We start from the raw sequence: 18793 nt of genomic DNA, 5'->3' as shown, positions 1-18793 counted from the left end.
GGAATGACATCGCTGCTGTTTTCACCTATGCGCATGCCCATCGGCAAGAATTTCAGGAATATCAAGGTAGAAAAATTTTTATAATGAAGCATATACGAAATTTCTCCATTATTGCCCATATCGACCACGGTAAATCGACGTTATCTGACCGTATCATTCAGATTTGCGGCGGTCTAACCGAGCGTGAAATGGCTGCGCAGGTTCTGGATTCCATGGATCTGGAACGCGAACGCGGAATAACGATTAAAGCGCAAAGCGTCACGCTGGATTATAAAGCGCAAGACGGCCAAACCTACCAGTTAAACTTTATTGATACGCCTGGGCATGTCGACTTCTCTTATGAAGTTTCCCGTTCGCTCGCCGCCTGTGAAGGCGCGCTGCTTGTCGTTGACGCTGGGCAGGGTGTTGAAGCTCAAACGCTGGCTAACTGCTATACCGCGCTGGATATGAATCTCGAAGTGGTGCCGGTTCTGAATAAGATCGACCTGCCTGCTGCCGACCCAGATCGTGTTGCTCAGGAAATTGAAGATATCGTCGGCATTGATGCTACCGATGCGGTGCGTTGCTCCGCAAAAACGGGGATTGGCGTGCCCGATGTTCTGGATCGCTTAGTGCGTGATATCCCGCCGCCGGAAGGCAGCCCAGATGAACCGCTGCAGGCGCTGATTATTGATTCCTGGTTTGATAACTATCTTGGCGTTGTGTCATTGGTGCGTATTAAAAACGGCACGATGCGCAAAGGCGACAAAATTAAGGTGATGAGTACGGGTCAGGTTTATAACGCCGACCGTCTCGGGATTTTTACACCGAAGCAGATTGACCGCGATGTATTGAACTGCGGCGAAGTAGGCTGGTTGGTGTGCGCCATTAAAGATATTTTGGGTGCTCCAGTCGGGGATACCCTGACGCTGGCGCGTCATCCGGCTGAAAAAGCGTTACCGGGCTTCAAGAAAGTCAAACCTCAGGTCTACGCGGGCCTGTTCCCGATTAGCTCCGACGACTATGAAGCATTCCGCGATGCGTTAGGCAAGCTGAGCCTCAATGATGCCTCCCTGTTCTATGAGCCAGAAAGCTCGACCGCACTGGGCTTTGGTTTCCGCTGTGGATTCCTGGGTCTGCTGCACATGGAGATCATTCAGGAACGTCTGGAGCGTGAGTACGATCTGGAGCTGATCACCACGGCACCGACGGTAGTGTATGAAGTAGAAACGACGGCTAAAGAAACCATCTATGTGGATAGCCCGTCTAAACTGCCGCCGCTGAACAATATTCAGGAATTGCGCGAACCGATCGCCGAATGTCACATGCTGATGCCTCAAGAATATTTGGGCAACGTAATTACGCTTTGTATTGAGAAGCGCGGTGTGCAGACGAACATGGTGTACCACGGTAATCAGGTTGCGTTGACGTATGAAATCCCGATGGCCGAAGTGGTACTCGATTTCTTCGATCGCCTGAAATCAACGTCTCGTGGTTATGCCTCGCTGGATTATGGCTTCAAGCGTTTCCAGGCATCAGACATGGTGCGCGTTGATGTATTAATCAACAACGAGCGTGTTGATGCACTGGCCCTGATTACTCACCGTGATAATTCACAATATCGTGGCCGTGAATTCGTCGAAAAGATGAAAGAACTGATTCCACGTCAGCAGTTTGATATCGCGATTCAGGCCGCTATTGGTAACCACATTATTGCGCGCTCTACGGTTAAGCAATTGCGTAAAAACGTACTGGCCAAGTGTTATGGTGGCGACGTCAGCCGTAAGAAGAAACTGTTGCAGAAACAGAAAGACGGTAAGAAACGTATGAAGCAGGTCGGCAACGTCGAACTGCCGCAAGAAGCGTTTCTGGCAATTCTGCACGTCGGCAAAGACAGTAAATAAATTCTGAGGAGTTGGCATGGCCAATATGTTTGCCGTAATTCTGGCATTGGTGACGCTGGTCACGGGGATTGTCTGGTGTTTAGAACGTTTCGTCTGGGCACCCGCTCGCCGGAAGAAATTTGCTGCGATGAGCGGTGCCGATCTGGCTGATGGCGCGGTTTCATCGAAAGCGATTCAACAACCAGGCTGGATTGAGACGATAGCGTCCGTCTTCCCGGTTGTCGCTTTGGTATTGGTTGTGCGCTCCTTCATTTATGAGCCGTTTCAAATTCCATCGGGTTCGATGATGCCGACGCTGTTGATCGGTGATTTTATTTTGGTGGAGAAATTTGCCTACGGTATTAAAGAACCCTTCACGCAAAAAACGCTGATTGAAACCGGTCACCCGAAGCGTGGCGACGTTGTGGTGTTTAAATACCCGTCCGATCCTAAAGTGGACTTCATCAAGCGTGTGGTTGGCGTACCGGGCGATCGCGTTAGCTATAACCCGATAACCAAGCAGGTGACGATTCGTCCATCCTGTCAGGGACAGCAGGCGTGTGATACCGCATTGGCGGTCACATACAGTAACGTACAGCCTAGCGATTTTGTTCAGACCTTCAACCAACCAGGACTGGAATCGCGCAGCGGATTTTATGAGGTGCCCGCTAATGACAACAGCGTGGAAGGGACCCGCATGGGCGCACGCAAAGAGTCATTAGGCAATGTCACGCATAATATTCTGTTGGTGCCGGGTCAGCAGGATCAGCTCGGTGGTTATTACCAGCAATCGCAGCAGCAGCTTGCGACATGGGTTGTTCCAGCAGGACACTACTTCATGATGGGTGATAACCGCGACAACAGTCTGGATAGCCGCTATTGGGGCTTTGTTCCAGAGAGAAATCTGGTCGGTAAAGCCACCGCTATCTGGATGAGCTTCGAGAAGCAGGAAGGTGAATGGCCTACCGGCGTACGTTTGAGTCGCATCGGTGGTATCCATTAACCAAAGTAAGCATTAATCAAAAGTAAGCATTAACCGAAATAAGATACAGGCAGCATTCTGATGCTGTCCGATGTAGAATATTTTCTGTAACGCTCTTTTTGAAAGAACATGCCCTAAATAGTACGAGTTGCAGGACAACACGTTAGCGTTTTAACCACGCTAACGTACAGGCAACGCGAAGTATGACGGGCAAAAAGGCAGGCTCCCTATGGGAGCCAATGCAAACGAAACAGTTTTGACCGAATTGGTAAGCAGGGCTGTTCCGTATGCTGCTGTTTTTGACGCATCGTTGATCTATTGGTAACACATGAATCCCATCCTGATAAATCGTTTACAAAGAAAGCTGGGCTATACTTTTCAGCAGTACGATCTTTTGTTACAGGCGTTGACGCACCGTAGCGCTAGCAGCAAACATAATGAAAGACTCGAGTTCCTGGGTGACTCCATCCTGAGTTTTGTGATCGCCAATGCGCTGTATCACCGTTTCCCCAAGGTTGATGAAGGGGACATGAGTCGGATGCGAGCGACGCTGGTGCGAGGAAATACGCTGGCGGAAATCGCGCGTGAATTCGAATTGGGAGAGTGCTTACGCCTCGGTCCCGGTGAATTAAAAAGCGGTGGTTTCCGTCGTGAATCGATCCTGGCTGATACGGTCGAAGCGCTGATTGGCGGAATTTTCCTCGACAGCGACATTCAGACCATCGAACGTTTGATCCTGAACTGGTATCAGACGCGTCTGGATGAAATCAGTCCCGGCGATAAGCAAAAAGATCCGAAAACGCGGTTGCAAGAATTTCTGCAAGGGCGTCACTTACCTCTGCCAACGTATTTGGTGGTGCAGGTTCGTGGGGAAGCACACGATCAGGAATTTACTATCCACTGTCAGGTGAGCGGCTTTAGTGAGTCGGTCATTGGTACAGGATCGAGCCGTCGTAAAGCCGAACAGGCTGCGGCTGAACAAGCGTTGAAAAAACTGGAGCTTGAATGAGCGAAGTACAGACACACTGCGGTTTTGTCGCGATTGTTGGTCGACCAAACGTCGGTAAATCGACGTTACTGAATCAATTACTGGGGCAGAAGATTTCTATTACGTCACGTAAGCCCCAGACGACGCGGCACCGCATCATGGGTATTCACACTGAAGGGCCTTATCAGGCTATTTATGTGGATACGCCGGGATTGCACATTGAAGAAAAGCGGGCGATTAACCGCCTGATGAACCGTGCCGCCAGCAGTTCAATTGGTGACGTTGAGCTGATCATTTTCGTTGTTGAAGGGACACACTGGAACGACGACGACGATATGGTATTGAATAAGCTGCGCGATCAGAAACTCCCTGTGCTATTGGCGATCAATAAAGTCGATAACGTCACGGATAAAACTAAGCTGCTGCCGCATATCCAGTTCCTCAGCCAACAGATGGACTTCCTTGACGTCGTTCCAATCTCGGCTGAGAAGGGCACGAATGTCGATACGATTGCCAGCATTGTGCGTAAACACTTACCGCAGGCAACGCACCACTTCCCGGAAGATTACATCACCGATCGCTCACAGCGTTTTATGGCATCGGAAATTATCCGTGAAAAATTGATGCGCTTCCTGGGTGAAGAATTGCCGTATTCCGTGACGGTTGAAATCGAGCGTTTCGTGACGAACGAGCGCGGCGGTTATGACATCAACGGCCTGATTCTGGTTGAGCGTGAAGGCCAGAAGAAGATGGTGATTGGCAACAAAGGTGCCAAAATTAAAACCATTGGTATCGAATCTCGTCAAGATATGGAAGAGATGTTCGAAGCCAAGGTGCACCTTGAGCTGTGGGTTAAAGTGAAATCCGGTTGGGCAGATGACGAACGTGCCCTGCGCAGCCTGGGTTATAGCGAAGACTTGTAAGGTTCACGCCGATGGAAGGCTGGCAGCGCGCATTTGTCTTGCATGGGCGACCTTATAGCGAAACCAGCTTATTACTGGATCTGTTTAGTGAAAGCGATGGTCGAGTTCGCGTGCTTGCCAAAGGCGCGCGAGCCCGACGCTCTAGCCTGAAAGGCTGTTTACAGCCTTTCACTCCGCTGCTGGTGCGCTGGAGTGGGCGGGGAGAAGTGAAAACATTACGCAGCGCCGAGCCTGTCTCGCTCGCGCTACCACTGACTGGCTCGATGCTTTATAGCGGTTTATACGTTAACGAACTGCTGTCTCGCGTGCTGGAACATGAAACCAATTACTCCGCTCTTTTCTTCGATTATCTCCACTGTTTACAACATCTTGCTGCACAGGATGCCTCTCCCGAGCCCGCATTAAGACGCTTTGAATTAGCGTTACTGGGCTATCTGGGATACGGCGTTGATTTCCTGCATTGTGCTGGTAGCGGCGAACCAGTGGCCGATACCATGACTTATCAGTATCGAGAGGAAAGGGGATTTATTGCCAGTCTGGTTGTCGATAACAAAAGTTTTACCGGGCATGAATTACGTTCGCTGGCGTCGCGTGAATTTCCAGATGTCGGCACACTGAAGGCGGCAAAGCGTTTCACCCGCATTGCGTTAAAGCCGTATCTGGGGGGAAAACCGCTGAAAAGTCGTGAACTGTTCCGCCAGTTTGTTCCTGCTGCTAATTTGTCCAAACCCGCATCTTCTGATAAATAATCCCACCTCCTCAGTACCCTGACGCCGTGACATCGGTGTAAACTGCCACGTATCGTGCATGACTTTACCGAGGATTTATCATGGCTGAACTGCTGCTTGGCGTTAACATCGATCACATTGCAACGCTGCGTAATGCGCGTGGAACGGCGTATCCCGATCCCGTTCAGGCGGCTTTTGTCGCAGAGCAGGCGGGGGCGGATGGCATCACCGTGCATTTGCGTGAAGATCGTCGCCATATCACGGATCGTGATGTACGGATCCTGAGAGACACGCTCCAAACCCGCATGAATCTGGAAATGGCCGTCACGGAAGAAATGCTAAACATCGCCTGCGAGGTGAAGCCATATTTCTGCTGTCTGGTGCCGGAAAAACGCCAGGAAGTGACGACCGAAGGCGGGCTAGATGTCGCAGGGCAGCAGGAAAAAATCGATAACGCGGTAACCAGACTTAGCCAGGCTAACATCTTGGTTTCACTCTTCATTGATGCGGATAAGCGGCAAATCGATGCCGCCGTGGCCAGCGGTGCACCCTATATCGAAATCCATACCGGAGCGTATGCCGATGCGCCAGATGATGAAGCGCGCCAGCATGAATTCGAGCGTATTCGTGATGCGGCGACTTACGCCGCAGCGAAGGGGCTCAAGGTCAATGCCGGACACGGTCTGACGTACCACAATGTTCAGCCGATTGCCGCCTTGTCAGAAATGCACGAATTGAATATTGGGCATGCGATTATCGGGCGTGCGGTAATGAGCGGTCTGAAGGATGCCGTTGCCGAAATGAAGAACCTGATGCGAGAAGCACGCCGCTGATGGCGATTCTTGGGCTAGGAACCGATATTGTCGAAATCGCCCGTATTGACGCGGTGATTGAACGTTCAGGCGAGCGATTGGCTCGCCGCATTCTGACGGATGCTGAATGGGCGTACTATCAGCAGCATCAGCAGCCTGTCCGTTTTCTTGCCAAGCGTTTTGCCGTGAAAGAGGCGGCAGCAAAAGCCTTCGGCACCGGAATCCGTAATGGGCTCGCGTTCAACCAGTTTGAAGTTTTTAATGACGAGCTGGGTAAACCTTGCCTGCGGTTTTTTGCTAAAGCGGCAGAGTTGGCTGAACTGATGGGTGTCAGACATGTCCATGTTACACTGGCTGATGAACGACGCTATGCCTGTGCGACGGTGATTATCGAAAGCTGACCGCGCGTAAAATGGATTATCAAATCCTGTCGGCATGGTGCATAAGCACGTACTTTTCCCACAACTGCTCATTGCCTTCAACATGGTTTGGATCTTTGACGATCGTATTGTCGATTGGACACACTTTCTGACACGTAGGTGTGTCATAGTGACCAACGCACTCAGTGCAGAGAGTGGTATCAATTTCATAAATGTCCATCCCCATGGAGATGGCCTGATTCGGACACTCAGGCTCGCACATGTCACAGTTAATGCATTTATGGGTGATGAGTAACGCCATGATGTTCTTCTACCTTACAAATAGGGCACAGATTATACCCGCTGAGCACTGCTTAGACACGCGTAAGTGTCATTGATCGATAATATATTGTCAGACTGACTCCTATTATTCTTCGCCTTATTTTTCTTCTGAGGTGGTTTGCTGTGGGCTCTGCATGTTTTCAGAGACCTTCAGCATGCAACCTATTGGCTGCATAAATAGTGAGGTTACAGGGTAAAATTACCATCTGTTCGTTAAATTGGTTTTATACGTATGCTTTAAACTGTACGAATAAGCCAGTGCGACTGTGTTTCTTGTGTTTTAATTTATTGATTTACAATTTAAATAAATTTAGTTGTGATATTGAACCACTTATTTTTGCAATATCATGGACATCGATTTAATCGGTATTGCCGATGACGTTTGTATACGGAGAGTCGATAGCGACGCATGTCCATATGATATAACTTTATAACTAATAGTGTCAGTTTAATGGCGGAACTCATAGTGCAGCAGGAAGGTCATCTTAATCAGGTTGGGGCAGGATTTTTCCAACAGGGAAGCGTGGAGCCATTAGGCGCTGATTACTGGCATCAATGTCAACGACAGTACACTTTTCAGCCCATTTATCGAACATCTGGTAAATTAATGGCTATCGAGTTACTAACTTCCGTTTTTTCTCCTACCTTTCCGAAAAAATTTATCTCTCCTGAAAAATACTTCGCGAATATAGATGTTGAAACCCGTCTGCTAATTATTGTAGAACAACTGCAACTTTTATCTCAGTGGAATTTTCGATTTACTCGTGACGATCTTTTTGCCTCCGTTAATATTGATGGCATGACGTTATTGGCGTTGCAAAATAATCCAGAAGCCAAACGCCTGATTGCGGCAATGCCATGGATTCGTTTCGAAATGGTAGAAAATCAGGGGGGGCTGCCGAAAGAAATATTAACCAAACTCCCTGAGGCTCAAACACTGTGGCTGGATGATTTTGGCTGCGGTATGGCGAATTTTTCATCACTTATGCTGGCTCAGTATGACTGCATCAAAGTGGCGCGCGAACTTTTTATTCTCCTGCAACAAAGTGGTGAGGGGCAGACTGTTTTTCCTGCGTTGATCGCTTTGCTATCACGCTTTTGTAACTATGTAGTGATTGAGGGGATCGAAACACAGGAGGAGTGGGCGATTGTGCAGGCATCACATGCCTATGCAGCCCAAGGTTATTACCTCTCTCGGCCTCAGCCGTTTGAGAATTTTGAAGCGTTAAAACTTGAATTATAGGTAATAACATGTTGTTTTAACTTGGTTTTTATTTTTTAAAGTACTATTGTACGTTCCCCATTTCCCTCTGCCATATTAATTCATTATATTTATTAATGTTTCATTTTTTGTGTAAAAAAAACCTGCGCTATCATCCTACTTTTAATCCTGATTAGTAAGGTTAAGTGCTGATTTTTGTTTTATTTTTGTTATTTAATTCTTTTTTTGTTTGTTATGGTGGTGTTTTATTTCAAAGGGAAGAAGGGGAGGGGCACCGCAGATTTTGCATCAAATTATGACATATATAATCAGGCGCTTACGTTAATGATTTTATTTTTTTCTTTTAATTATTTGATTTTTAATGGTAAAAAAATATAATGTTTACTGTTAACGATCAAAAATCATTTTGTGATAGATTTTATTGATTAAAACAATGATACTTATTGGTATAATTGATTTGCTTACAAAAAATTGACGTTCAGAATATATCGCTATGTACCTTTAGGAATATTCTATTATTTCATTAGAAAAGCTTATAACCCGAACAATTACTACTATTAAATTAAGATACTCTTTTGAATTTGCTATTTTTATTCGCGCACAGTCATATGCGAGGGCTTTATGCTGACGTTGCTATGTTTCTAAATACTCCCGCTTCATGGAGCGTTTTCTCTTTCCTCCTTTCTGCTCTCCGGAAATGCATCAATCCCGAAAATCAGTGGGGTAGCGGTTTGTTGCCGGGGTTTTTCGTTGCCAGCATTGTGATTTGTACGATCAGGACCACTCGGGCCTGAGGAGAGTGTTATTGTGTATGAAATTATAATAACCATGCTATTACTACTGTTATTATTTTCTTCTGTAAAAAATAGAAAAATCAAACAAAATTTTAAAAATGATCAGAAAAAACAAGATTTTCTTAACATGGCTTTCTTTGCAATGGAATATAGTCCTGCCTCAATTATGATCGCAGATGAAAATTGTGAAATTATTTACGTAAATCGTCAGTTTATTACTATGTCTGGCTATATGCCGGATGAAGTTATTGGCAAAAAAACGAATATATTAAACTCTGGTATGACCAACGCCAGCGTCTATGAAGATCTGTGGGCTACCATAAATAAAGGTAATGTTTGGAGCGGTGAGTTCGTTAACCGACGCAAAGATGGGCAGTTGTACTGGGAAAAGGCCAATATCGTTAAAATATATAATAAGGCGAGTAACACAACTCAGTATGTCGGCATTAAGTTAGATATTACGGAACGGAAATCACAGGAACATCATGATAATTCATACAATCGTGCATTGGAGTTGTTATCAAGTGGCGCGCCGCTGAAGGATATTTTGGATGCGATTATTTTTAGCGTTGAGGAAAAAAATCCTGGTCGCATCGTTTGTTCTGTATTGCTAGTCGATAAAGACAAGAAATGTTTGACGCTTGGATCCGCGCCTAGCCTACCGGGTTTTTATAAAAATGCTATTCACAACGTGAAAATTGCCGATGGTGTCGCTTCTTTTGGTACCGCTGCTCATACCGGAAAACGTGTCATTGCTGACGATATCTCTGTCCATCCACATTGGTCGTTGTATAAAGGGCTTGCATTATATGCTGGGCTGCGTTCCTGTTGGTCTGAACCTATCATCGGTCAGAACAAAGAAATATTAGGTGTTTTAAGTGTTTACCATCGTAAAGTCTATGTGCCGACCGAAGACGAAATTTTCTCTATAGAGAAATCGGCACAACTGATTGCGATCGCCATAGAGCGATATCATGCTATCGATATGTTGCGACGCAGCGAGGAACACTATAGGCAATTGGCGCACTATGACTCATTAACATCATTGGCTAACGGCCTGACGTTCGCCGAACAAATGGAACAGGCGATTCTGTTATCGAAACAAACGGGCAGAAAAATCGCGCTGATGTTTCTCGATCTTGATAAATTTAAACAGATAAATGATTCATTCGGACATGCTGTCGGCGATTTGCTATTAAAAGAAGCTGCTGCTCGCATGCGTGGTGCGGTTCGGGATTCGGATACGGTATATCGCCGCAGCGGTGATGAATTTATTATTCTGCTTCAGGGTATTAAGGAAATCGATAATACACTCTATGTTGCAGATAAAATCCATAACGCATTGAATAAACCTTTTGAGATCAATGGGAAAAAGCTGGATATATCATGCAGTATCGGTATTGCGCTGTATCCAGAACACGGATCCGATTCTCTGACGCTGGCAATTAATGCCGATTCTGCCATGTATCAGGCTAAAGCCATGGGGCGGAGTCAAACTCAGATTTATCACAGCATGAACGACCACTGATAAATGAAATAGAAAAAAGGCGCTTTGCTGAGCGCCTTTTTTCTATCTTTCTCGCAGTGCTTCTGCTTTTGCACGAATAATTGGCTTCAACAAATAACTGAGAATCGTTTTCTTTCCCGTGATTATATCAACTGAGGCCACCATGCCAGGAATGATAAGAAGGGGTTTATCGGCTGAACCTAAATAATTCTTATCAGTCCGTAGCCGAATAATATAAAAGCTGTTCCCTTCTTTATCGGTTACAGTGTCAGGGCTGATTTGTTCCAACTGACCCTTTAAACCGCCATAGATAGTGTAGTCATAGGCTGTCAATTTTATTATGGCATCCTGACCCGGATGTAGAAAGGCAATATCCTGAGGGCGAATTTTCGCTTCTACCAACAGTTTGTCATCCAGCGGAACAATTTCCACCAGATCGCTACCCGGCTGAATCACCCCCCCGATGGTATTCACCAGAAGTTGCTGCACGATACCGCGAACAGGGGAGACGACCAGCGTTCGGTTTACCCGATCTTCGAGCGCTTTACCTGTGGCTTCAATTTTGTTCAGGCTGGTTTGTGCTTCACTTAGCTGAGATAACGCCTCGCTTTTATAGCGGCTACGCGTTTCCTCTATTTTATTCTCGCCCTCTTTAATCGCAGACTCGGCCCGCGGTATGGAGAGTTTGATGGAATCAAGCTGACCACGGGTTTCGACTTCAGCACGGCGCAGACGTAAAACTTCTACTTTAGAAATGGCACCTTCTGCGATCAATGGCTCTGACATTTTTATTTCTTGCTGAAGCAGACCCAGACTATTGCGGAACTGAATTTCCTTGGTAGAGAAATCTCGCAGTTCCTGATGACGCTGGATCAACTGCTCTTCCAGACCGGATATCTCATTATGTAGTTGCTGGCGGCGGCTGTTATAAAGCTCTTTTTCTCCTGCCGCGATTTTAGGCGCTTGCGTCGTGATTTCTTCGGAAAGCACGAGCTCTTGACCGTTAATTTCAGCGCTCAGGCGTTCAATTCGCGACAGTAGCGAAAGCCTGTCAGCTTCGGTTTCACCGACGTTGGAGGCAAAGCGGGTATCATCAAGGCGCAGCAAAGGATCGCCGGCATTGACGACTTGTCCCTCACGAATGAACACTTCCGTGATAATGCCGCCTTCCAGGTTTTGGATTTTTTGCAGCCGGGAAGATGGGATCGCTTTACCATCGCCGCGAGTAACTTCATCGATATCCGCGAGCCCAGCCCACAGGATGAAAAACAGGAAAAAAGCACCGATAGCCCACAGCGTAAAGCGCATAGAACGTGGGGAATCTTCAGCCATTGCCCGACTCACTTCTGGCATGGTTTGTAGGCTTTCCTCATCTCCACCGACAAAATACCGTTTGATTCGTTTGATATATTTACCGAGACGCATTGATCTGCCCCTTCTTCAATGCATCCATCACGATTGCTTTCGGCCCATCAGCAATAATTTTACCTCTGTCGACAATCACTAAACGATCGACCAGCGCCAGCATTGAAACCCGATGGGTAACTAGCAAGAGTGTTTTCTCTGCAATCACGGGGGCCAGAGCTTGCTTTAGTCGGTCTTCGCTAGTGTTATCCATTGAACTGGTGGGTTCATCTAGCACCAGAATCGGTGGATCGAGCAGCAGCGCTCTGGCTATCGCGACGGCCTGACGCTGCCCGCCGGAGAGTTGTTGGCCGCGTTCACCAACCTGGAGGTTATAGCCATCGGGGTGCAGGCGAGCAAACTCATTTACCCCTGAGATTTCTGCGGCTCGCAGCATGGATTCGTCTTCGACATAGCGTGCGCCGCTAATCAGGTTATTGCGCAGTGAACCACTAAACAGCTGAATATCCTGAGGAACATAGCCTATATTGTGACGCAAATCGCTGACATCCAACTGACGTGCATCGACGCCGTCGATCAGAATATTGCCCGTATTAGGCTGGTAGAGGTTTACGATCAGTTTTTGCAGCGAGCTTTTTCCCGAGCCGCTACGGCCAATGACACCCACTTTTTCACCAGGGGCGATGGTCAGGCTGATGCCTTGCAGCGAACTGGTTTTTTGTTCTGGGTAATTAAACGTCACATCGCGAAATTCGATACCGCCTCGGATGCTTTCGCGCTTCAGCGGACGTTCGTTATCGCTACGCTCTTGCGGCAGCTGCATCATCTGTTCGGTGGTTTGCATCGTCAAACGTGCCTGCTGGTAACGGCTGACCAAGCCAGACAGTTGGCCCAACGGCATGAGCGCTCTGCCGTTCAGCATGTAGCAGGCAATCAGCCCACCCATACTGAGTTTGCCGTTAATCAGCATATAGACACCGACGACGATCATGGCAATGCCAGCAAATTGCTGGAACCACTGCGTCAGGTTTACCGCCAGTGAAGACAGCGCCTTTGCCCGCATTTCCAGCTTGCTCAGGCTGCCAATGGTCTGTTCCCACAGGTGCTGCCGTTCACTTTCCGCATTATTGACCTTGATCGCGTCCAGACAGCTTAAGGTTTCGATCAGCGTAGCTTGCCGTTCACTGGCAAGGTGCATCGTTTTTTCAATGGTAGCAGACAGCGGTTTTTGCATCGCCCAGCTTGCCAGCAGGGCGATAGGGTAGGCCAGTATGGAAACCCAGACCAGCGGGCCGCCGATGATGCCGATAACCAGTAGCAGAAGCAGCGTAAAAGGAAAATCGATCAGCGTCGTCAGCGTCAGTGAAGAAAGAAAATCTCTGAGCGACTGAAATTCATGAATATTCTGTGCAAAGCTCCCGACCCGTGGCGGTCGAGCTTTCATCGACATACCGGTAATGCGTTCAAATAACGTGGCGGAAATAATCAGGTCGGTTTTTTTTCCTGCCATATCGAGGCAAATGCCGCGCAGCGTTTTGAGAATTAAATCGAAAACAAAAGCGCCAGTAACGCCGATAGCCAGTACCCATAGTGTCGCCGTTGCCTGATTGGGCACAACGCGGTCATAGACATTCATCACGAACAGCGGTGTGGCAAGTGCGATAATGTTCACCAGCAAACTGGCAAGGACGGCATCGAGATAGAGCGAACGCGAAAGCTTAAGCGTATCTTTGAACCAGGATTTGGTTCGGGGGATCAGCGACGGGTTTTGCAGATCGAACTGATGGCGAGGCTGGGCGAACATCACCAGACCGAGGTAATTCTGTTGCAGCGTATTGTGCTCAACGGAAATTTCACCGCCTTCTGTTTCACTGGGCATCAGACGTGCGCTGCCGTCAGCGTTCCAGCCTAACAGAATCGCCGCGCGACCTTCCCGTAACAGCAACATCGCGGGGAGCGACATCTCGGAAATTTTATTCAGAGAACGTTTGAGTACGCGCCCTTGCAACCCCGCGCGTGCGGCAGCTCTTGGGAGCAATTTTACCGATAACCGCTGATTGGCTAAGGGGAGCCCGGCGGTGAGGGTGGTACGGCTGACGGATTTCCCCTGCAAAGTGCAGAGGATCAGCAAGCAATCCAATAACGGGTCGTCATGACGGCTGCGAGGGTCACTATTTTCATGAACGATGGGCTCATGAGCGATCTGCGGTTCATGAACCGCAGGCTCTTGGGCAACTGATTTATCAGAACCATTTGTCTCTTGTACTGAATGCAACTTCATTTAACTGGACGTTCCTTACGCAACGTAATTCTCCTGCATATAAACCATAATTGATCGCCGTCTGACCAATGAAATATATTAATTAAGGCTCGGCAACTCTGCGTGAGTGGTTACGTTTGTCAAGCTGGTACCCGCATCAGGCGCTGGGATCGCCAAACGGTTTAATAGCTCTCCCATACGGGATGCGATCCGGTATTCGGTGTAGAGTGAGATGAAGCGAACCTCGACCAGACGGCGCTGTGCGGTGAACAGCTCGTTTTCACTGTCCAGCAGGTCCAGTAGCGTCCTTTCTCCCAAGCCAAATTGCTTCTGATAGGCGGTACGCACTTTCATACTGCGGTCGGCATATTCGGCGGCAATCGGCAGTTGCTGACGCGAGTTATTTAACGCTGACCAGGCTAGTTTGAGCTCTTCACTCAGCAGGCGCAGGGCATTATTTCGGACATCCTGAGCTTCTTTTACCTGATAGGCTTTTGATTCCATGTTGGCCTTGCTGCTACCGCCTTCATACAGGTTGTAGCGCATCCGCAGCATCGCCTGCCACTCATTATTTTGACCGCGCGTCCCGTCAACGTTGTTATCCATCGTGCGAGAGAGCTCAACGTTGAGGCGCGGGTAAAACGTTGATTTTGAAGTCTCGTATTGCTGCTGAGTGGCTTCAATATCTGATTCTGCAGACTTCAGTGCTGGGCTGTTAGCCAGCATGATGCGCTGGGCTTCATCCAACGAGGCAGGGAGCTTTATCGCAGAAGCATCGGGCATCACCAAATTCTCCGGCACCTTGCCCACAACGCTCATGTAGTTGATTTTGGCATCGTCCAGATTGGTTTTTTCCGTCAGCACGTTGTTACGGGCCTGTGCAAGACGTGCTTCAGCCTGATCCAAATCGGCCAATCGCCCAACGCCTTGTTCGCTGCGTAGCCTGATTTGATCGTAAATACGTTCATGGCTTGCAAGGTTGGCTTCTGCCAGACGGACAAACTCCTGACGTTGCAGCACATTGAGATAGACCTGAACGGTATCTAACGCCGTCGATTCACTGGTATTTAAGACTTTATAGGCACGTGAATTGACGGTGGCACGCTGTCTGCCCACTTCGCTGGAGGTGGCAAAACCATCAAATACCGTTTGGCTCAGATTGATGCTCGACTCTTGGCGGCTGAGTTCAACGCGTTTATTGATGCTAGCGCGTGTCGAGGGGCTATCGGTTTCTTCGCGGCCAACACCTGCACTCAGTGTGATGGAAGGAAGGTATCCCCCTTTTGCCGCTCGTAAATCGTGTTCGGCAGAAAAACGACTATTAATGGATGCACTTACTTCGGGGTGTGTATAGAGCGTGCCTTTTACTGCTTCTTGGATCGTGTCGGCATACGTTGCGGTGGAAAAAACGGTAATAAAAGATAATAAAGTAAAACGGTATTTACACATCATCATCAGCAATTTTCCTTCACAAAGAACTTTATTTGTGATTATTCCTATTAAAATGTTGGGGTGTTATATAAGCGTCTAACGAATTTATTTTATTTTATTCATTTTATATCAATATCTTAACTTATTTTTTCTGGAAAAACTAATGCGAGAAAAATAAGAGTGACTCAAAGTAAGTAAAGTTCTGGAAAGAATATTCTGAATTTTTTATTATATCGTTCATTGAGTCAAGCATTTGCACTCAACAACAGCACTATCGTAACGCTTTTTTTTAAAAAAAGTCAGGACGACATAGCAAGTCAACCTTATCAGGATGATAGCCAAGATCTATAGCCGCAATATCGCAATATCATAAAAATAATTATAGATATCAAGGAGACAGTATTTTGAATAGTGTAATTGGCGTTATTAAATTCGTTATTGGACAGGTTTTTATCGTTGCGCTTGATGGGAGTCAGAGGCTGCTGGTTGCTGGCGATCGGGTTTACCGTGGTGAAGAAGTGGTGACCGGTGCCAACGGCGCGGTTTCAATCACATTACCTGATGGCAAGACGCTGGATCTGGGGCGTGATAGCCGCTGGAGTGATATAAGCAGCGCGTCTTCCCAGCAAAATACGGATGTCGCCAGTGATGTCGCTGCTATACAGGATGCTATCGCTCAGGGCGCCGACCCAACGCAAGTATTAGAAGCGACTGCCGCGGGTAATGACAACACCGGAGAAGCGGGTGACGGCGGCGGTGGGCATTTCAATCCAACGGTAGTTCTGAATTTGACGGCCGAGGTCGTTACGACGCCAATTGGTTATGATACCGCGGGCATATCGTTTACTGACAGAGCCTCATCGGTTTTGGATGGCGCAGATTCATCCACGTTGCTGGCTGCGGCAACGGATACCACACCACCTTCTGTCACCATTGTCATAAACAGTGATGGCACAGTAAGTTTCGTCTTCACAAAACCGATTATTGGTTTTGACCTCAGTGATATCACCGTAGCAAATGGTTCTGTAACCAATCTAGTGCAGGATCCTAACGATCCTACTCGCTGGACGGCGACATTGACGCCAGCCGCCAATTTTGAGGGAGAAGTCCGCGTCAGCATCCCTGACGGTAGCTACACCGATACTGCGGGCATTCCTGGTACGGGCGGAAGTGAAGCGGTAACGGTCGATACTTTGTCCCCTGTTGCCTCAATCTCTATCGATGACGTCACCAGTGATAACGTGATTAACGCGGCCGAATCCGGCCAGACCATTGCGGTCACCGGTAAAGTCGGCAATGAAGTCAAAGCGGGCGATGCGGTGACGGTGAAAGTCGGTACCGAAACATACCAGACGACCGTCAATACTGATGGCCAAACCTGGAGCGTGAATGTTCCGGGATCGGTGCTGGCGGCTAACGGCGATGTGAGTGCCACCGTGACCACACGTGATACCGCAGGCAACGTCACTACCGCCAATACCAGCCACACTTACGGTGTCGATACGGTTGCACCAACGGCGTCTATCTCTATCGACAATGTCACGTCTGATAACGTGATCAATGCCAGTGAATCCGGTCAGACCATCGCGGTCACCGGTAAAGTCGGCAATGAAGTCAAAGCGGGCGATGTGGTGACGGTGAAAGTCGGTACCGAAACATACCAGACGACCGTCAATACTGATGGCCAAACCTGGAGCGTGAATGTTCTGGGATCGGTGCTGGCAGCCAATGGCGATGTGAGTGCCACAGTAACCACACTCGATACCGCGGGCAATGTCACCACCGCCAATACCTCGCACACTTACGGTGTGGATACCGTAGCGCCTGTCGCTTCGATCTCTATCGATAACGTCACGTCAGATAACGTGATCAATGCCAGCGAGTCCGGCCAGACGATTGCCGTGACGGGGAAAGTCGATAACGACGTGAAAGCGGGTGACGCGATTACCGTTAAAGTCGGCACGGAAACCTACCAGACGACGGTGAATACCGACGGCAAAACCTGGAGCGTCAATGTTCCGGGTGCTGTTCTGGCTGCAAACGGTGATGTGAGTGCGACGGTCACTACCCGTGATACCGCAGGTAATGTCACCACCGCGAACACCAGCCATGCTTACGGCGTGGATACGGTTGCACCAACAGCCTCTATCTCTATTGATAATGTCACGTCCGATAACGTGATCAATGCCAGCGAGTCCGGTCAGAGCATTGCAGTAACTGGTCAGGTGGGTAATGAAGTCAAAGCAGGCGATACGGTTACGGTGAAAGTCGGTACCGAAACCTACCAGACGACGGTGAATACCGATGGCAAGACCTGGAGTGTGAATGTTCCGGGTTCGGTGCTGGCTGCAAACGGTGATGTCTCTGCTTCGGTCACCACGAGTGATACCGCAGGCAATGTCACCACCGCCAATACCAGTCACGCTTACAGTGTTGATACCGTTGCACCTGTTGCCTCAATTTCTATTGATGATGTCACGTCCGATAACGTGATCAATGCCGCTGAATCCGGCCAGACCATCGCGGTCACCGGTCAGGTCGGCAATGAAGTCAAAGCGGGCGATGCGGTTACGGTGAAAGTCGGTACCGAAACGTACCAGACGACGGTGAATACCGATGGTAAGACCTGGAGCGTGAACGTTCCGGGATCGGTGCTGGCTTCAAACGGTGATGTGAGTGCGACTGTCACCACCCGTGATACCGCAGGTAACGTCACGACTGCCAATGCCAGCCACGCTTATGGCGTGGATACCGTCGCGCCAGTGGCTTCGATCTCCATCGATGATGTCACGTCGGATAACGTGATTAATGCCAGTGAATCGGGTCAGACCATTGCGGTGACCGGTAAAGTTGGCAATGAAGTTAAAGCGGGCGATGCGGTGACGGTGAAAGTCGGCACCGAAACCTATCAAACGACGGTGAATACCGATGGCAAGACCTGGAGCGTCAATGTTCCGGGTTCCGTGCTGGCTGCGAACAGCGATGTGAGTGCGACAGTCACGACGCGCGACACGGCGGGTAATATCACGACGGCCAATATCTCGCACACTTACGGTGTGGATACGGTTGCGCCAACGGCGTCGATCTCTATCGATAATGTCACGTCCGATAACGTCATTAACGCTGCCGAGTCTGGGCAGACCATTGCGGTGACCGGTAAAGTCGATAACGATGTTAAAGTCGGTGACGCGATCACCGTTACGGTTGGCTCCGAGACT

14 protein-coding genes are annotated in these 18793 nt (G+C 48.5%); 10 read left to right on the top strand and 4 right to left on the bottom strand.

Features of this window, described 5'->3' with window-relative positions; translation table 11 throughout:
• Nucleotides 1-83 precede the first annotated feature (83 nt).
• The 7 genes from lepA (at nt 84) to acpS (ending at nt 6696) form a co-directional block, all read left to right on the top strand.
• Nucleotides 84-1883, top strand: a complete 1800-nt coding sequence (gene lepA, locus K7X24_RS15730) for a translation elongation factor 4 (protein WP_039284413.1) — start codon at nt 84-86, stop codon at nt 1881-1883.
• Nucleotides 1884-1899: 16 nt separating this feature from the next.
• A complete protein-coding gene (gene lepB, locus K7X24_RS15725; protein ID WP_010302500.1) occupies nt 1900-2865 on the top strand; it encodes a signal peptidase I in 966 nt (321 codons plus the stop codon).
• 307 nt (nt 2866-3172) lie between these two features.
• Nucleotides 3173-3853, top strand: a complete 681-nt coding sequence (gene rnc / locus K7X24_RS15720) for a ribonuclease III (RefSeq protein WP_010302498.1) — start codon at nt 3173-3175, stop codon at nt 3851-3853.
• On the top strand, nt 3850-4755 hold the full coding sequence (era, locus tag K7X24_RS15715; protein ID WP_012822898.1) for a GTPase Era: 906 nt from the start codon (nt 3850-3852) through the stop codon (nt 4753-4755). The genes rnc and era overlap by 4 nt, the downstream gene beginning before the upstream one ends.
• Before the next feature lie 11 nt (nt 4756-4766).
• Nucleotides 4767-5504: a DNA repair protein RecO gene (recO, locus tag K7X24_RS15710; protein ID WP_010280459.1), complete on the top strand. Its 738-nt coding sequence runs from the start codon at nt 4767-4769 to the stop codon at nt 5502-5504.
• A gap of 80 nt (nt 5505-5584) precedes the next feature.
• Nucleotides 5585-6316 carry a pyridoxine 5'-phosphate synthase gene (gene pdxJ / locus K7X24_RS15705; RefSeq protein WP_224555733.1) on the top strand — a complete coding sequence of 244 codons (732 nt, stop codon included), beginning with the start codon at nt 5585-5587 and terminating at the stop codon, nt 6314-6316.
• Nucleotides 6316-6696, top strand: coding sequence for a holo-ACP synthase (acpS, locus tag K7X24_RS15700; RefSeq protein ID WP_224555731.1), 381 nt, complete (start codon nt 6316-6318; stop codon nt 6694-6696). The genes pdxJ and acpS overlap by 1 nt, the downstream gene beginning before the upstream one ends.
• Before the next feature lie 19 nt (nt 6697-6715).
• Here the strand turns inward: acpS and K7X24_RS15695 are convergent, their stop codons facing one another.
• A complete protein-coding gene (locus tag K7X24_RS15695) occupies nt 6716-6976 on the bottom strand; it encodes a YfhL family 4Fe-4S dicluster ferredoxin (RefSeq protein WP_039293116.1) in 261 nt (86 codons plus the stop codon).
• A 471-nt stretch (nt 6977-7447) separates the two neighbouring features.
• Between K7X24_RS15695 and pdeH the strand changes: the two genes are divergently transcribed.
• Complete coding sequence (gene pdeH, locus K7X24_RS15690; protein WP_224555729.1) at nt 7448-8239, top strand: cyclic-guanylate-specific phosphodiesterase; 792 nt, start codon at nt 7448-7450, stop codon at nt 8237-8239.
• 786 nt (nt 8240-9025) lie between these two features.
• Nucleotides 9026-10540, top strand: coding sequence for a bifunctional diguanylate cyclase/phosphodiesterase (locus K7X24_RS15685; protein WP_224555727.1), 1515 nt, complete (start codon nt 9026-9028; stop codon nt 10538-10540).
• A gap of 42 nt (nt 10541-10582) precedes the next feature.
• On the opposite strand, the gene K7X24_RS15680 is transcribed toward K7X24_RS15685, so the two are convergent.
• The 3 genes from K7X24_RS15680 to K7X24_RS15670 all read right to left on the bottom strand — a co-directional run bounded on the left by K7X24_RS15680 (nt 10583) and on the right by K7X24_RS15670 (nt 15596).
• Nucleotides 10583-11944, bottom strand: a complete 1362-nt coding sequence (locus tag K7X24_RS15680; protein ID WP_224555725.1) for an HlyD family type I secretion periplasmic adaptor subunit — start codon at nt 11942-11944, stop codon at nt 10583-10585.
• Entirely contained in the window at nt 11931-14165 is a 2235-nt protein-coding gene (locus tag K7X24_RS15675) for a type I secretion system permease/ATPase (RefSeq protein ID WP_224555723.1), read from the bottom strand. Before K7X24_RS15675 ends, K7X24_RS15680 begins: the two co-directional genes overlap by 14 nt.
• A 78-nt stretch (nt 14166-14243) precedes the next feature.
• Nucleotides 14244-15596: a TolC family outer membrane protein gene (locus tag K7X24_RS15670; protein ID WP_224555791.1), complete on the bottom strand. Its 1353-nt coding sequence runs from the start codon at nt 15594-15596 to the stop codon at nt 14244-14246.
• Between the two features lie 383 nt (nt 15597-15979).
• Here K7X24_RS15670 and K7X24_RS15665 point away from each other — a divergent pair.
• On the top strand, nt 15980-18793 hold a 2814-nt coding region (locus K7X24_RS15665), incomplete at its 3' end, for a retention module-containing protein (RefSeq protein WP_224555720.1).

Origin of the sequence: Pectobacterium versatile (assembly GCF_020166435.1) — a bacterium.
Classification (GTDB): domain Bacteria; phylum Pseudomonadota; class Gammaproteobacteria; order Enterobacterales; family Enterobacteriaceae; genus Pectobacterium; species Pectobacterium versatile.
The sequence above is the reverse complement of the archived record's forward strand: the minus strand, read 5'-3'. Positions and strand labels throughout refer to the sequence as shown.

Coding starts and splice junctions, on each gene's coding strand:
- K7X24_RS15680 (WP_224555725.1), bottom strand. CDS start 11,944: ATGCGTCTCGGTAAATATATCAAACGAATCAAACGGTATTTTGTCGGT.
- pdxJ (WP_224555733.1), top strand. CDS start 5,585: ATGGCTGAACTGCTGCTTGGCGTTAACATCGATCACATTGCAACGCTG.
- pdeH (WP_224555729.1), top strand. CDS start 7,448: ATGGCGGAACTCATAGTGCAGCAGGAAGGTCATCTTAATCAGGTTGGG.
- recO (WP_010280459.1), top strand. CDS start 4,767: ATGGAAGGCTGGCAGCGCGCATTTGTCTTGCATGGGCGACCTTATAGC.
- era (WP_012822898.1), top strand. CDS start 3,850: ATGAGCGAAGTACAGACACACTGCGGTTTTGTCGCGATTGTTGGTCGA.
- K7X24_RS15675 (WP_224555723.1), bottom strand. CDS start 14,165: ATGAAGTTGCATTCAGTACAAGAGACAAATGGTTCTGATAAATCAGTT.
- acpS (WP_224555731.1), top strand. CDS start 6,316: ATGGCGATTCTTGGGCTAGGAACCGATATTGTCGAAATCGCCCGTATT.
- K7X24_RS15670 (WP_224555791.1), bottom strand. CDS start 15,596: ATGATGTGTAAATACCGTTTTACTTTATTATCTTTTATTACCGTTTTT.
- rnc (WP_010302498.1), top strand. CDS start 3,173: ATGAATCCCATCCTGATAAATCGTTTACAAAGAAAGCTGGGCTATACT.
- lepB (WP_010302500.1), top strand. CDS start 1,900: ATGGCCAATATGTTTGCCGTAATTCTGGCATTGGTGACGCTGGTCACG.
- K7X24_RS15695 (WP_039293116.1), bottom strand. CDS start 6,976: ATGGCGTTACTCATCACCCATAAATGCATTAACTGTGACATGTGCGAG.
- lepA (WP_039284413.1), top strand. CDS start 84: ATGAAGCATATACGAAATTTCTCCATTATTGCCCATATCGACCACGGT.